Source organism: Arthrobacter sp. PAMC25284 (assembly GCF_019443425.1).
Taxonomy (GTDB): Bacteria; Actinomycetota; Actinomycetes; order Actinomycetales; family Micrococcaceae; genus Arthrobacter; species Arthrobacter oryzae_A.
Genome location: NZ_CP080382.1, coordinates 1,528,086 through 1,542,631 on the forward strand (window position 1 = coordinate 1,528,086; position 14,546 = coordinate 1,542,631).

A 14,546-nucleotide genomic window follows, 5' to 3' on the forward strand; every position below is an offset into this window, starting at 1 on the left:
TGAAGCGATTGCTGGGAATCTGAGTGCCGGATGTCCAGCCGTGCATCAGGCCGGACATCTGGCGTAAAACCGACGTCCTCGTCGCCTTTAGCCTAGTCGAGAGCGGCCTGGGTTACGGAACCCTATCCAGTCTCCGGACGTCACGAGGCGGATGACGGGCGGCTCTGCCGGGCCTGGAAGCGCCGCACGGCGCCGCGCAGGGCGCGTTCAGCGTCCAGGCCCTTGGCCTGGGCGGAGGCCACGACGCCGAACAAAAACTCTCCGAGCTCGTCTTCGGTCGCGGGTCCCCGGGCGTCCGTTCCGGCGTGTCCCGCGGCGGGGTTGCCGCCGCGGTCCGCGCGCGGCGGTGCGGCCGGCAGGCCTGCCCGTTCGGCGCGGTCCAGCAGCTTCTGGGCCCGGGCCAGGGCCGGAAGGTCCGCCGGAACGCCGTCGAAGGCGTGGCTGCGATCCGGTCTCTCCGCTTTCTTCACGGCGTCCCAGGTCAGGACGATTTCCTCCACAGTCGCGGGGAATGTTTCGTGCAGCGTGCCGTCGTGGCGGAACACGTGCGGGTTGCGGCGGATCATCTTGTCAGTGAGTCCGCGGGCGACGTCGTCGAACGTGAAGGAGTTCCGCTCCTCAGCGAGCCGGGAGTGCAGGACCACCTGCAGCAGGACATCGCCGAGCTCGTTCTTCAGCTCGGCGTCCTGTCCCCCTGCCTCGATCGTCTCCGCCACCTCGTACGCCTCCTCCAGGAGGTATTCCACGAGGGACCCGTGGGTAAGGGCGCCCGTCCAGGGGCAGTGTTCGCGCAGGGCCACAATGACCCCCAGCAGCTCCCACAGCCCCTGGCCGGACGGTACTTCTCCTTTAGCCAAGGTCGGCGTAGGCCTCGTTGATGTACTCGACCAGGGCTTCCTTCTCCTCCAGCGGGAGGAAGGCCGCCTCGGCCGCATTCAGGGTCAGTTCCAGCAGGTCGTCGAGGTCGTAGTCGAACGTCTCCACGAGAAGCTCGAATTCGTCCGTGAGGGTCACGCCACTCATCAGCCGGTTGTCGGTGTTGATGGTGACGTTGAAGCCCAGCTGGTAGAGCATGTCCAGCGGGTGGCTTTCGATACCTTCGCCGAATCCGGCAATCGCTCCGGTCTGCAGGTTCGAGGACGGGCAGATCTCCAGTGCGATGCCGCGGTCGCGGACCCAGCTGGCGAGATCGCCGAGCGTGACCAGGCCGATGTTGTCGTTGACCTCATCCGCGCCGTCGTCCGTGGCTGCGTCCTCGTCGTCGAATTCCACGGTGATGTCTTCGGCGATCCGCACGCCGTGGCCCAGGCGCAGGGCCCGGCCGTCCACGAGTGCGGACTGGATGCTTTCAAGTCCGGCGGCTTCGCCGGCGTGCACGGTGGCGGGGAAATTGTGCGCCGCGAGGTAGGTGAAGGCGTCCTTGAAGCGTGCGGGCAGGAAACCGTCCTCGGCCCCGGCGATGTCGAAGCCGACGGCGCCGTTGTTGCGGTGCCGGACTGCCAGTTCGGCGATCTCCTGGCCGCGGTCTGCATGGCGCATGGCGGTGATGAGCTGCCCGACCTGGATGTCCCGGCCGGTTTCGGCCACGGCATCGACGCCGGCGTCCAGTCCTGCCTGGACGGCCTCGACGACGTCGTCCAGGCTCAGGCCCTGCTGCAGGTGCTGCTCGGGCGCCCAGCGGACTTCGCCGTAGACGACCCCGTCGTCGGCCAGGTCTTCGACGAATTCCTTGGCGACCCGGCTGAGGCCTTCCCGGGTCTGCATCACGGCGATGGTGTGGTCGAAGGTTTCGAGGTAGCGCACCAGCGAACCGGAGTCGGCAGACTCGCGGAACCACTCGCCGAGCGCGACGGGATCGGTCGAGGGCAGGGGGTGACCCACCGCCGCGGCAAGTTCGATGATGGTGGCCGGACGCAGTCCGCCGTCCAGATGGTCGTGCAGGGAAACCTTGGGGAGGGCCTTCAGATCGAAGTCGAGGTCAGGGGCATCGTCAGGAATTGTGTCAGTCACGTTCCCACCTTAGGGTCGCAGGACTTCCGGCGCTACTTCCCGGCGGCGTCGGTTTCGGCGGACGGCCCGGCGAGGGCGACACTTTCGGCGCGTGCATCCGTTGTTGCTGCCGGTTCCGCTGGTTCCGCCGGTTCCGCTGGTTCCGCTGCGGGGTCCTCAGGCTGCACGTCGTGCCGGGCGAGGCGGCGGTGCCACCAGCGCAGGAGGTGATCGATCAGGATTCCAAGCACGATCGCGAAGACCACGGCGATACCGGCACTCAGCAGCGGGTTATGGTGCAACAACGGGAAGGAGCTCGCAAGGAGTCCGATGCCGATGGAGTAGGCGACCCAGGTGACGCATGCCGCCGCGTCAAGGACGAAGAACCGGCGGCGCGGAAAGCCGGTAGTGCCGGCGACGTAGTTGACGGCGACGCGGCCCCACGGGATGTACCGGGCAGTGAAGATCAGGACGGCGCCGCGTTTCTCAAGTTCCTGGCGCGCCCAGGCGAACACCAGCTGGACCTTGGGCCGGCGCATCCAGCGGAATCGCTCCAGACCGATTCTGCGTCCCAGCAGATAGGCCATGTTGTCACCGGCTATGGCGCCGACGAGGGCCGTCAGGCCGAGGATCCAGAGGTTGGGCTGCCCGCTGCGCAGCGAGAAAGCGGAGAGCGCCACAATGAGCGTCTCACTGGGGACCACCATGGCGAAGCCGTCGACGAAAAAGAAGACCAGCAGCACCGGATAGATCCACCACTGGCCGGCCGCGTGGAGCACGGCGTCACTGATGAAATCCATGCAGGCACTGCTCCTCAACGATCGTGATGCTGACGGACGGGCGGGACGCGGACGGTCTGGAATTGGCACCGCTGATCCGGCGGGGGCCGGATCGTTCCCAGTGTCCCATGGCCGCGTTCAGTTTCGCTACGGGCGCGTCCCGGACCGCCGTGGGCCGTCGTCATGGCGAATCCGCGGGGGGAACTGTGGACGTCGGTTCCACCGGCAGCCGGCCCCGGACCTTGCCAATCACGAAATCCACGAGGACTCCCAGCACAATCGCACACAGGATGGCGATGGTGGCCCCCAGCAAGTGGTTCTCCTCGAACCACTGCCCGAAGAACATGCCGATGCCCACCGAATAGACGGCCCACAGCACCGCCGACAACACGGTCAGCGCCACGAACCTGGGCCGCGGGAACCCGGTGGCCCCCGCCGTCAGGTTGACGGCCACCCGCCCGATCGGGACGAAGCGGGCCACCAGGATCAGGGACGCCGGCCTCTTCCGGAGTTCTGTTCCGGCCCAATGGAAGGTCGTCTGCATTCGCGGTCCACGCATCCAGGCCCGGCGGCTGGTGCCGGCGCCCCGGCCGATCAGGTACGCAATGTTGTCGCCGATAAAAGCGCCCGCGGCGGCCGTGCCGATCAGGTAGAGCGGAACGGGAACGTTTGCGGTGGCGGCGACGGCGGCCAGGCCGACCACCACGGACTCGCTGGGAATGGGTGGAAAGAAACCGTCAATGACGCAGCACGCGAACACAAGGACGAGGACCCAGGGTTGTCCTGCGGCCGCGAGGATGAAGTCATTGATTTCCTGCACAGTTTCCTAACGCGCGGCGGGGTCCGTTTTCTCCCTGGCCGGCGCGGCGGCCGGCGGCGTACTGCCGCCGGCCGCCCGCCTGCCCGGGAATTTGCCGCTTTGCCGTGGTGCCCAGTCTAGTGCCGGAACGCCTTAGGCGATGCGGTCGATGATCAGCCGCTGGGCGGGCCGGGATCCGTCCGGAGCGATAACGGCGGCGTGTTCGAGGGCCTCCCTGGCCCGTGCAAACTTCTCCGGGGTGTCGGTCAGGAGGGTCATCAGCGGCTCGCCGGCTTTGACCGTGGCACCCGGCTTGGCGTGCATGCGCACTCCCGCCCCGGCCTGGACCATGTCTTCCTTGCGGGCACGCCCTGCCCCGAGCCGCCACGCGGCAACACCGACAGCCATGGCGTCGAGTTCGACCAGGACACCGTCGGCCTGCGCGTAGATAACCTCGGACTCCCTGGCGACGGGAAGCTTCGCCCGGGGATCCCCGCCCTGGGCCTCGATCATCCGGTTCCAGACATCCATCGCCCGGCCGTCCTTCAACGCGGCCCGGGGGTCGGCGTTGCGGACGCCGGCGCAGGCCAGCATCTCTTCGGCCAGCCGGACGGTGAGTTCAACGACATCTTCGGGGCCGCCCCCGGCGAGCACCTCGACGGATTCCTCGACCTCGATGGCGTTTCCCGCCGTCAGGCCCAGGGGTGTGTTCATGTTGGTCAGCAGCGCCACGGTGTTGACGCCGGCGTCCTTGCCCAGCGCCACCATGGTTTCCGCCAGTTCGCGTGCCCGGGCCTCGTCCTTCATAAAGGCGCCACTGCCGACCTTAACGTCCAGGACCAGCGAACCTGTTCCTTCGGCGATTTTCTTGCTCATGATCGAGGAGGCGATCAGCGGGATGGCCTCTACCGTGCCGGTGACGTCCCGGAGTGCGTAGAGCTTTTTGTCCGCCGGGGCCAGGCCGGCACCGGCGGCACAGATCACCGCACCGATGTCCTGGAGCTGGGCCATCATTTCGTCGTTGCTCAGCGCCGCCCGCCACCCCGGGATTGACTCCAGCTTGTCCAGCGTGCCGCCGGTGTGCCCGAGCCCGCGGCCCGAAAGCTGCGGAACGGCGACGCCGAATACCGCCACAAGGGGCGCGAGCGGAAGGGTGATTTTATCCCCCACCCCTCCGGTGGAGTGCTTGTCCGAGGTGGGCTTCACCCCGCCGCCGGGCTGGCGGAGGCTGGAGAAGTCCATCCGTTCGCCGGAGGCGATCATTGCCGCCGTCCAGCGCGAAATCTCCTCCCGGTCCATGCCGTTGAGCAGGATGGCCATGTTCAGGGGCCGCCATCTGCTCGTCGGCGATGGCGCCGCGGGTGTAGGCATCGATGGTCCAGTCGATCTGGTCCGGGCTAAGGACGCCCCGGTCCCGTTTGATCCGGATGATATCGACGGCGTCGAACGCTTCGTGTGCTGCTGAGGTGGGTGTCACCGGGTTTCCTCCAAGTGTTGGGGACCGAAGGCGTCGGGAAGCACCTGGTCCATGGTCTTGATGCCCTGCGTGGTCATGAGTTCCATTTCCGGAGCCCGGAATTCGTACAGCAACTGCCGGCAGCGGCCGCACGGCATCAGGACGTTGCCGCCGGCGTCGACGCAGTAAAAGGCCCGCAGCCGGCCGCCGCCGGTCATCTGGAGCTGGCCCACCAGCGCACATTCAGCGCAGAGGGTCAGGCCGTAACTGGCGTTTTCGACGTTGCAGCCGCTGATAATCCGGCCATCCGTGGTGAGCGCGGCCGCCCCGACCGGGAACTTCGAATAGGGTGCGTAGGCATTGCGCATGGCGGCGTTGGCGGCCGCTTCGAGCGCCGCCCAGTCGGCATCGTTCACGGTCACGGTCAGCCCTTCACGTACGGGACGCCGCTGGCCGCCGGAGGACGGGACTTTCCGACGAGGCCGGCCACTGCCAGCACCGTTACGAGGTAGGGCAACATGGCCATAAACTGGCTCGGCACCGGGGTGCCGATAATAGTCACAATGCTCTGCAGGTTGTCCGCGAAACCGAACAGCAGTGCCGCGAAGAAGGCACCGATCGGGTTCCACCGGCCGAAGATCAACGCGGCGAGGGCGATGAAGCCGCGGCCACCGGAGATCTCCTTGGTGAAACTGTCGATTGCCACGAGGGTGAAGAAGGATCCGCCGATACCGGCGATGGCGCCTCCCAGCGTGACGTTCCAGAACCGGGTGGCGTTGACCTTGATGCCCATGGTGTCCGCAGCCTGCGGGTGTTCCCCGACGGCCCGGACCCTCAGGCCCCATTTGGTCTTGAACAGCCCGACCCAGACGAGGATGACGGCGACGTACATCAGGTAGCCCACCACGGACTGCTTGAACAGGATGGGCCCCAGGACCGGGATGCTGGAGAGCACCGGAATGTCGATGATGGGAAGCCGGCCGGGCGAGTTGAACGTCGCCTTGTCGGCCTGCATCACGGTGCTGAACAGGAAGCCGGTGAGGCCGGAAACCAGGACGTTCAGGACAACGCCGACGATGATCTGGTTGACAACGTATTTGATGCTGAACACAGCCAGGACCATGGACACCAGCGCACCGGCGCCGGCGGCGGCCAGCAGGCCGACAAACGGGTTCTGCGTTACCGAAGCCACGATGGCGGCGGTGAAGGCCCCCGCCCAGGAGCTGGCCTTCGATGGCGATGTTCACGACGCCGACGCGCTCGCACAGCACCCCGGAGAGGGAACCAAACACCAGCGGCACGGCCAGCGTCACGGACCCGGCGATGAGTCCGGCGAGTGAGATGCTCGTGGTCCGGGCACCGCCGACCACCCAGATCAGGAACGCGGCAACGAACAGGACCGTGAACAGGATCGGCAACCAGCGCGGCGCCCGCTGATCCCGGGTCTTCAGGAATGCGGCGTAGCCGGCCAGTGCCAGCAGGATGACTGAGAGCACGGTACCGCCCAGGGCGGCCGGCACTTCAATGGCCGGGAGCTGGAAAAAGTCCCCACCGGAGGAGATGCCGAACTTCGCGGTCTTGTCCGGCCCGAGCAGGCCAAAGAAGACAAATGCCACGATCCCGAGGAGGCCCAGGGTTACCGGCAGCTTCCACGTCACGGGCGTGACTGAAACGGCCGGTGCGGCCTGCCCGGCCGGCTTGTTTGCTGTGGTTGTTGTGCTCATGCTGCACCTCCGGTGCTTGCTGCCTTGCGCGAGGTGCCGGCCGTGGCGGGCTTCTTCTTACGCGGATTAAGTCCGAACACGGCGCGCACGAGCGGCGGCGCTGCGATGAAGAGGACGATCAGGGACTGGACAACGAGCACGATATCGATCGGGGTGCCCGTCTGGATCTGCATCTGCACTGCCCCGGCGCGGAAGGCCCCGAACAGCACGCCGGCGGCAAAGGTGCCCCACGGCGACGACCGGCCCAACAGCGCGACCGTGATGGCGTCAAAACCGTACGTCGCCGCGACCCCGTCCGTGAGGACCTTCTCGGTGCCCGCGACCTGGGCGACACCGGACAGGCCGGCCAGTCCGCCCGCGATGGCCATCACCAGCACCGTGGCTCGGGGGACGTTGATGCCGGCGGTCAGGGATGCTTTCGGGTTGGCACCGACGGCACGGAACTCAAAACCGATCGTGGACCGGTTGAGCAGCCACCAGACGAAGACGGTCGCCGCGATGGCGAGCAGGAAGCCCAGGTGCAGCCGGTACTGGCTGCCGAAGATCTGCGGGTACACCGCGGTGGCGTCCAGGATCGGGGAGATCGGGGTGGTCTCCCCCGGCCGCTGGAACGCCGGGGTATCCAGCAGATACCGCACCAGGTACAGGGCAATGTAGTTGAACATGATGGTCACGATGACCTCGTGCGCCCCGGTCCGGGCTTTCAGCAACCCAACGATGCCGCCCCAGATGGCGCCGCCCACGACGCCGGCCACGAGGACCAGCAGCAGGTGCAGGCCGAGCGGAAGGTGCAGGGCAAAGCCGACCCACGAGGCAAGGATGCCGGCGATGATGATTTGGCCCTGTGCGCCGATATTAAACAGTCCGGCACGGAACGCCAGGGCCACACCGAGGCCCGCGGTAATCAGCGGCGTGGCGATGGTCAGCGTTTCCATCAGCGGTGCGATCTGGCCGGCCAGTCCGGAACCGCGCGGGTTGAAGACCGAGCCCTGGAAGAGCGCAACGTAGGACCGGGTGGCTGCGGACCAGACGGCGCCGAAGAAGTCGGCCGGGCGGGCGAACAGGTAGCCCGCTGTGGCTTCGACCCGCCGGTCCGTGCTGGCGATCAGGAGCCCGCCGATGATGAGGGCCAGCAGGACGGCCAGCACGGAGACCATGCCGCTGCCGGTGAAGATCTTGCGCAGGACGGAATCGGCGCCGTCAGGCGCCTCAGCCGGGGGTTGCTCGGTTGCCGGTGCCGGAACGGGGCTCGGTGATTCGGCTTGTTCCAGGGGGTCCTGGGGAGTTTTGTCAGACATGGTCGCCTCCCTCGGCGCTTGCGGCCGGGCGGTTCGGGGAAGTGGGCTCTTCGTTGGCGGCCTCGTGCGGCGTCACACCGGCCATCATCAGGCCAAGAACGTTCCGTGCTGTGCCGGCGGGGACAATTCCCACAAGCCGGCCTTTGTAGAGGACCGCGATCCGGTCGGCGAGTTCGATGACCTCATCGAGTTCGGTCGAGACAATCATGACCGGAGTCCCATTATCGCGCTCAGCTACGATCCGCTTGTGCAGGAATTCAATGGAGCCGACGTCGACGCCGCGGGTGGGCTGGGACGCGATAAAGAGCCGTAGCGGCCGGGACAGCTCCCGGGCCATCACAACTTTCTGCTGGTTTCCACCGGACAGTGTGCCTGCGGACAGTGAGCCGGAGGGGGTGCGGACGTCGAATTCCTCGATCCGGGAGGCCGCGTTTTCCAGGACCTTGGCAGGGCTCATGCTGATGCCCTTCGCGAAGGGCGCCTGATCGTAGCGGTCCAGAATCAGGTTTTCTGCGATGGAGAAGGAACCGATCAGGCCGTCGACGGAACGGTCCTCGGGAACGAAGCCGACGCCGGCACCCAGGATGTCCTTGACGCTGCGGCCCGTCAGCTCCTCGCCGTCCAGGAGGATGGAACCGTGCACCCGCTGTTGCAGGCCCAGAATGGCCTCGGTGAGTTCGGTCTGCCCGTTGCCCTGGACACCGGCCACGGCCAAAATCTCACCCCGGGCGATGTCGAAGCTGATGCCGTCCACCACGTGCTGGCCGCTGGGCGCAATGACGGTGAGGTCTTTGACCTGGAACGTTGTTTCCTGGGGCACGGCCGGAGCCTTGTCCAGGGTGAGGCTGACGGCGCGGCCGACCATCAAGGACGCCAGTTCGGTGGTTGACGCGGTGGGGCTGGCAGTGCCCACGACCTTGCCCCGACGGATCACCGTGATTGTGTCCGAGACTTCCCGGACTTCGCGGAGTTTATGCGAGATGAAGACGATGGACGTGCCGTTGCTCTTGAGCTGGCGCATGATATCCAGCAGTTCGTCGGTGTCCTGCGGCGTCAGGACGGCAGTGGGTTCGTCCAGGATGAGCACCTTCGCGTCGCGCACTAGGGCCTTGATGATCTCTACGCGCTGCTGGACACCGACCGGGAGGTCTTCCACGAGGGCGTCCGGGTCGACGTCGAAGCCGTACTTGTCCGAGATCTCGCGGATTTTGCGTCGCGTGACGTCCAGGTCCAGGAACCCGCCGGGTTTCGTGCTCTCGCCGCCCAGTGCAACGTTTTCAGCGACGGTGAAAACCGGCACCAGCATAAAGTGCTGGTGCACCATGCCGATCCCGGCGGCCATGGCGTCGCCGGGGCCGCGGAAGCTGACGGGTTTGTCGTCAATCAGGATTTCGCCCTCGGTGGGCTCGTACAGCCCGTAGAGGACGTTCATCAGCGTGGATTTACCGGCGCCGTTCTCGCCCAGCAGGCAGTGGATCTGCCCGGGTTCAACCACCACGTCGATGTGATCGTTGGCTACCAGGGAGCCGAAGCGTTTGGTGATCCCTTTGAGTTCAAGTTTCAAAACTCTGACCAATCTAGAATTGTCCGGCGGCTGTGCCGGTCAGGAAATGGGTCTGCGGCACCAGCCTAGTGCCCGCAGACGGGCGCGGATCGGGACCGCGCAAAACGAAAAGCGCCACAGCCCGTGCGGTGAGTGACCGTACGGGCCGTGGCGCTTCGTGGAGAAGGTTAGGCCTTCGGGCTCGCTGCCGATTCGACCTTGAGCTTGCCGTCGGCAATGTCCTTCTTGATCTGCTCCAGCTCGGCCTTCAACTCAGCCGAAACCTGGGAGTCCAGATCGTGGAACGGAGCCAGCTGAACTCCGTCGTTGGCCAGGGTGCCAACATACGGCGTGTTGGAGAACTTGCCGTCCTTGTCTTCCTTGATAACGGTCTCGACTGCCTCGCCCATCTGCTTCATCACGGAGGAGAGCATGATGTCCGCGTAGTCCGGTGCCGTGAGGTAGCCGTCGGAGTCAACCCAGATCAGCTTGACGTCCTTGCCTGCGGCTTTGGCTTCCTTAAGCGCTGCGCCTGCGCCCTTTCCGACCGGTCCCGCGACGGGCATAACGATGTCCGCGCCCTGGTCGAGGAAGTTCTGGGTGAACTGCTTGCCCTTGTCCTGCTTTTCGAAGTCACCGGTGAACGAACCGTCCTGCGCGGCCTTGTTCCAGCCCAGGACCTTGACGTCGGCGCCCTTTTGCTCGTTGTAGTACTTCACGCCGTCGGCGTAGCCGTCCATAAAGATGGTGACGGTGGGGATCTTGATGCCGCCGAACGTGGCGACTGTTCCGGTCTTGGTGGTGCCGGCGGCAAGGTAGCCCGCCAGGAACGCGGCCTGGGCCGTGTCGTAGATGATCGGCTTGACGTTGGCGATCGGGGTGTCGTAGCCGAAGTCGATGATGGCGAAGTGCGCGTCCGGGTTTGCCTCGGCCTGGGCCTTGGTGGCATCGCCGAGCAGGAACCCGACCGTGATGGTCAGGTCGCAGCCGGCGGAGACCATGGCTCGGAGGTTCGGTTCGAAGTCGTTGTTGGTCTTGGACTCGACCTGGTTGACCTTGATGCCCAGGTCCTTTTCGGCCTTCTTCAGGCCCTCGTAGGAGGACTGGTTGAAGGACTGGTCATCGAACCCGCCTGAGTCCGAGACGATGCAGCCTGTGTAGTCACTGGCCGCGCCGGTCGCGCCGCCTCCGGCCTCCGGGGCCGCACCGCAGCCTGCCAGCAGGAGCGCCGCGGCGCTCACGGTGGCAAGGCCGGCCATTGAACGGCGGCCAAGGGCTGCACGCATTGAGTTCTTCAATTTTCCTCCAGGACGAAAGAGTTGACGCTACGACGGAGAGTTCAATGAGTGTCTGTTTCGGATTTCCGTTGAAACGCTGTTGTCACTGATGAGTTCGCAGCACTGCGCCGTGGCGCACTGACTCAAGCTACTGTAGTGGTCTGGGACACGTTCGAATAACACAGTGTGCCCGGATTACCCAGATTGTTGAGAATTTGTTACCAAGCAGTAGTGGCCGCGGCCCTGAGGGGCAGCGGCCACTGTTGCCATGCGGGTGTCCTTAGAGCCGGACGAGCATCTTGCCGGTGTTGGCGCCGTCGAGCAGGTCCATGAAGGCCTGCGGGGCATTCTCCAGCCCGTCGACGATCGTCTCGTCGTACCGGACGGTGCCGTCGGCGAGCCAGCCGGCCATCGCTTCGGCGAACTCGCCCATGTGCTGCCAGTAGCTGCCCACCAGGAATCCCTTCAGCGTCAGTTGTTTGCCGACCGCCATCATGAGGTTCCGCGGCGCCGGAGTGGGTTCGGTGGCGTTGTACTGCGAGATGGCTCCGCACATGGCCACGCGGCCACCCACGGTGAGCGCTGACAGCGCGGCTTCGAGGTGCTCCCCGCCGACATTGTCGAAGTACACGTCGATGCCGCGCTCCCCCGCCGCTGCGGCCAGCTGCTCGGCAACCGGACCGTCGTTGTAGTTGAAGGCGTTATCGAAGCCCAATTCCAGCAGGCGTGCGACTTTTTCGGCGGAACCGGCGCTGCCGATTACCCGTGAGGCTCCCATGGCTTTGGCGATCTGCCCCACCAGCGATCCGACGGCACCGGCCGCGCCGGAGACGAAGACGACCTCGCCGGGCTGGAGGTTGGCGACCTTCAGGAGTCCGGCAAAAGCTGTGAGCCCGGTCATGCCCAGCGCGCCGAGGAATGCAGGCGCCGGGGCCAGGTCAGTGCGCGCCGGCGCGGTGGCGGCGGAATCCAGCACGGCGTATTCGCGCCAGCCCAGGGAATGGACGACGACGTCGCCGACTTTGCGGTCATCGGAACGGGAGGCGATGATTTCGCCCACCGCGCCGCCCTCCATCGCTTCATTCAGCTCGTAGGGCGCCGCGTAGGACTTGGCGTCATTCATGCGGCCACGCATGTACGGGTCAACGGAGAGAAAGAGGTTTCGGATCAGGACCTGGCCCGCCTGCAGCTCGGGAAGCTCGGATGACGCGAGACGGAAGTCCGCCGGAACGGGGCGGCCGACCGGCCGGGCTGCGAGCTGGATCTCCTGCGTGGTGCTGGGAACGATCGTGGTTTCGGTCGCGGTGCTCATGCGGCAAACTCCAGGATTTTGATGTCGACGGTCATGTTGCCTCGGGTGGCATTGGAATACGGGCAGATCTGGTGGGCTTTGGCCACGAGCGCTTCCGCGGTCTGCGCGTCCACGGCCGGCAGTGCGATCTCGAGTTCGGCGGCCAGTCCGTAGCCGGCACCGTCTTCGAGGGCGCCGAAGTGGATCTTGGCGGCGACGGCGGAATCAGTCAGGTCAGCCTTTTCCCTGCGGCCCACGAGCCGCAGGGCTGAATGGAAGCAGGCGGCATAGCCGGCAGCGAAGAGCTGCTCGGGGTTGGTGCCCGCGCCGTCGCCGCCCAGCTCCACGGGGCTGGCGAGGGCGACGTCGAGCTTGCCGTCGCTGGTGCGGGCATTTCCGTCCCGGCCATCGCCCGAGGCGAGCGCCTCGGCGGTATAGAGAGTCTTCATACGGAGTCCGATCTGGTCAGTGGAATCATGCGAAATCTGTAGGCACGGCAAAGCACGCGGCGCGTGCGGGCCGGCGTCTAGCGGGAGGACTGCAGTGCGGCGGCGAGCCGGTTGAGGGTGTCGCGCAGTTGGTCGAGTTCGGCGGTGGATAATCCGGCGGCCTCCGCCAGCCGCTGCGGGACGCCGGCGGCTTTGGCACTCAGTGCGGCGCCGGCGTCCGTGAGGAAGACCTCGACGCGGCGCTCATCTGCCGCGGACCGCCGCCGCTCCACGAGACCGAGGGCTTCGAGCCGCTTGAGCAGCGGCGAGAGCGTCCCAGAGTCCAGGGCGAGCTCCTCCCCCAGCTCGCGAACGCTGCGGGGCTGTTCCTCCCAGAGCACCAACATCACAAGGTACTGCGGGTAGGTCAGGCCCAGCTCCTCGAGCATCGGGCGGTACGCCGCGGTCGTGGCGCGGGTCGCCGAGTACATGGCGAAGCACACCTGGCGGTTGAGGCGCGGTGCGTCGAGCGGACCGGCACCAGATCCGGACGTCGCGGGCTGCTGGGCTTCGTTCATGACATAAACATAGCCAACAATTCAATTGTGCACAACTCAACTGAAGGGAGAGCGGGGAAACGCCCGGGCCGGAGCCCGGGCGTCTGCGGCCTAACCCGCCAGGACGTCCCGCAGGGTTGTGGCGGACCGCCCCGTGATGGCCTCGACGTCGTTGCTAACGGCGGCGAGCTCCCCCGCGGCGAAGGCAGTGTATGTGGAGACCCACGATCAATCCGCCATTCCTGGGCCCCCGACTGCTGCCGGGAGCTGCAGGCCTCGTCGAGGGTCGCATTGTGGAACGTGATCTCCCTGCCCGTGCGACGGACAGGGCCCGGGCGGCGCCGGTCATGTGTAGTCCATCCCGGACAACTTGATGTGCTCCTCGGTCACATAGTGGTCCCGGCCCAGCGTGAACGTCGACTCCGGCGACGCGTCGATGAAGGAGGTGTAGACCACATGGGGGACGCCGGACGCAGCGGCGGATTCGATAAAGGTGCGGTGCTGGTCGAAGCGCTCGGGGCCTTCGGGAGCGGATACCATCAACAGCACTTCGACGCCCTCGAGCGCGGCTCCGGAAGCGTCCACATCTGTGTCGGCAAACCGGCAGGCCGTTGCGTCGGGGAAGACCTTCGACAACGGCTTGGGACGGTTCGCCCCGCCGCATCCGGATGCTCTCGACCCGAACAAGACCGAAGCAATCACGCGGCTCCTCAAGGCCGTAGTCGCTTCGGTGGCCTGAGCACCCGCCGAAGCGGTCCCACACACGGCGTTCCCGGCGGAATCCCAGCGGACGCTGGCACGATGGAGGCATGACTCCTGCTCACGGTTCTTCCGGCTTCTTCCGACGTCCCCAGCCCACTAAAACCAAAGCCGGTCAAGAATCGGTGTGGGACTACCCGCGGCCGCCAAGGGTCGAGCCACGTTCAGAACGCGTCATTGTGCGGCTTGGCGGGCAGATAATTGCCGACACCACTGATGCATTGCGCGTCCTGGAGACGAGCCATCCGCCTGTCTACTACTTGCCATTGGACGCATTCCCTGCCGGTGTCCTCGTCCCGGTCCAGGGCACGAGTTTCTGCGAGTTCAAGGGGGAAGCGCACTACTTCGACGTCGCTGCGGGCGGAGTCATCGCTCCCCGCGCCGGGTGGACCTACCCGGAGCCCACCCGGGGCTTCGAGGCACTCTGTACCCGTGTGGCCCTCTACCCGGGACACATGGACTCCTGCGAAATCAACGGCGAGCAGGTGACCTTCCAGGAGGGTGACTTCTACGGCGGCTGGATCACGAGGCAGATCGTCGGCCCGTTCAAAGGCGGCCCCGGCACTGCCGGGTGGTGAGCGCATCGCTCCCGCACGCCCAGATCGAACCCGGCTGCTCCCCGGCAAAGTCGCCGGCGCTGTGCCCG

13 protein-coding genes and 2 pseudogenes are annotated in these 14,546 nt (G+C 66.1%); 1 reads left to right on the forward strand and 14 read right to left on the reverse strand.

All coding sequences use genetic code 11. The features are described from left to right. Positions 1–140: 140 nt before the first annotated feature. From KY499_RS07085 to KY499_RS07150, 14 genes and pseudogenes are all read right to left on the reverse strand, one after another. Complete coding sequence (locus KY499_RS07085) at positions 141–857, reverse strand: MazG nucleotide pyrophosphohydrolase domain-containing protein (RefSeq protein WP_258191004.1); 717 nt, start codon at positions 855–857, stop codon at positions 141–143. Further along, complete coding sequence (locus KY499_RS07090) at positions 850–2,010, reverse strand: adenosine deaminase (protein WP_219886630.1); 1,161 nt, start codon at positions 2,008–2,010, stop codon at positions 850–852. Before KY499_RS07090 ends, KY499_RS07085 begins: the two co-directional genes overlap by 8 nt. A gap of 32 nt (positions 2,011–2,042) precedes the next feature. Next, positions 2,043–2,789, reverse strand: a complete 747-nt coding sequence (locus KY499_RS07095; protein WP_219886631.1) for a DedA family protein — start codon at positions 2,787–2,789, stop codon at positions 2,043–2,045. Positions 2,790–2,949: 160 nt separating this feature from the next. Then, a complete protein-coding gene (locus KY499_RS07100) occupies positions 2,950–3,588 on the reverse strand; it encodes a DedA family protein (RefSeq protein WP_123254309.1) in 639 nt (212 codons plus the stop codon). A gap of 132 nt (positions 3,589–3,720) precedes the next feature. Further along, a pseudogene (locus KY499_RS07105) lies at positions 3,721–5,044 on the reverse strand (thymidine phosphorylase). Then, positions 5,041–5,391, reverse strand: a complete 351-nt coding sequence (locus KY499_RS07110) for a cytidine deaminase (protein WP_258191074.1) — start codon at positions 5,389–5,391, stop codon at positions 5,041–5,043. Before KY499_RS07110 ends, KY499_RS07105 begins: the two are co-directional and overlap by 4 nt. A gap of 56 nt (positions 5,392–5,447) precedes the next feature. Continuing rightward, a pseudogene (locus KY499_RS07115) lies at positions 5,448–6,747 on the reverse strand (ABC transporter permease). Then, the gene (locus KY499_RS07120; RefSeq protein WP_219886633.1) at positions 6,744–8,045 is read right to left on the reverse strand and encodes an ABC transporter permease; all 1,302 of its coding nucleotides are present in this window, start codon (positions 8,043–8,045) and stop codon (positions 6,744–6,746) included. The pseudogene KY499_RS07115 and the gene KY499_RS07120 overlap by 4 nt, the downstream one beginning before the upstream one ends. Continuing rightward, on the reverse strand, positions 8,038–9,609 hold the full coding sequence (locus KY499_RS07125; RefSeq protein WP_219886634.1) for an ABC transporter ATP-binding protein: 1,572 nt from the start codon (positions 9,607–9,609) through the stop codon (positions 8,038–8,040). Before KY499_RS07125 ends, KY499_RS07120 begins: the two co-directional genes overlap by 8 nt. A 167-nt stretch (positions 9,610–9,776) precedes the next feature. Further along, positions 9,777–10,847, reverse strand: coding sequence for a BMP family protein (locus KY499_RS07130; protein ID WP_123254303.1), 1,071 nt, complete (start codon positions 10,845–10,847; stop codon positions 9,777–9,779). A 298-nt stretch (positions 10,848–11,145) separates the two neighbouring features. Beyond that, complete coding sequence (locus KY499_RS07135) at positions 11,146–12,177, reverse strand: NADP-dependent oxidoreductase (RefSeq protein WP_219886635.1); 1,032 nt, start codon at positions 12,175–12,177, stop codon at positions 11,146–11,148. After that, positions 12,174–12,605: an organic hydroperoxide resistance protein gene (locus KY499_RS07140; protein ID WP_219886636.1), complete on the reverse strand. Its 432-nt coding sequence runs from the start codon at positions 12,603–12,605 to the stop codon at positions 12,174–12,176. The genes KY499_RS07135 and KY499_RS07140 overlap by 4 nt, the downstream gene beginning before the upstream one ends. 77 nt (positions 12,606–12,682) lie before the next feature. After that, complete coding sequence (locus KY499_RS07145; RefSeq protein ID WP_123254300.1) at positions 12,683–13,162, reverse strand: MarR family winged helix-turn-helix transcriptional regulator; 480 nt, start codon at positions 13,160–13,162, stop codon at positions 12,683–12,685. A gap of 324 nt (positions 13,163–13,486) precedes the next feature. Next, positions 13,487–13,843, reverse strand: a complete 357-nt coding sequence (locus KY499_RS07150; protein ID WP_219886637.1) for a hypothetical protein — start codon at positions 13,841–13,843, stop codon at positions 13,487–13,489. 107 nt (positions 13,844–13,950) lie between these two features. Between KY499_RS07150 and KY499_RS07155 the strand changes: the two genes are divergently transcribed. Beyond that, complete coding sequence (locus KY499_RS07155) at positions 13,951–14,478, forward strand: DUF427 domain-containing protein (protein WP_219886638.1); 528 nt, start codon at positions 13,951–13,953, stop codon at positions 14,476–14,478. The last annotated feature ends 68 nt before the right edge of the window (positions 14,479–14,546 follow it).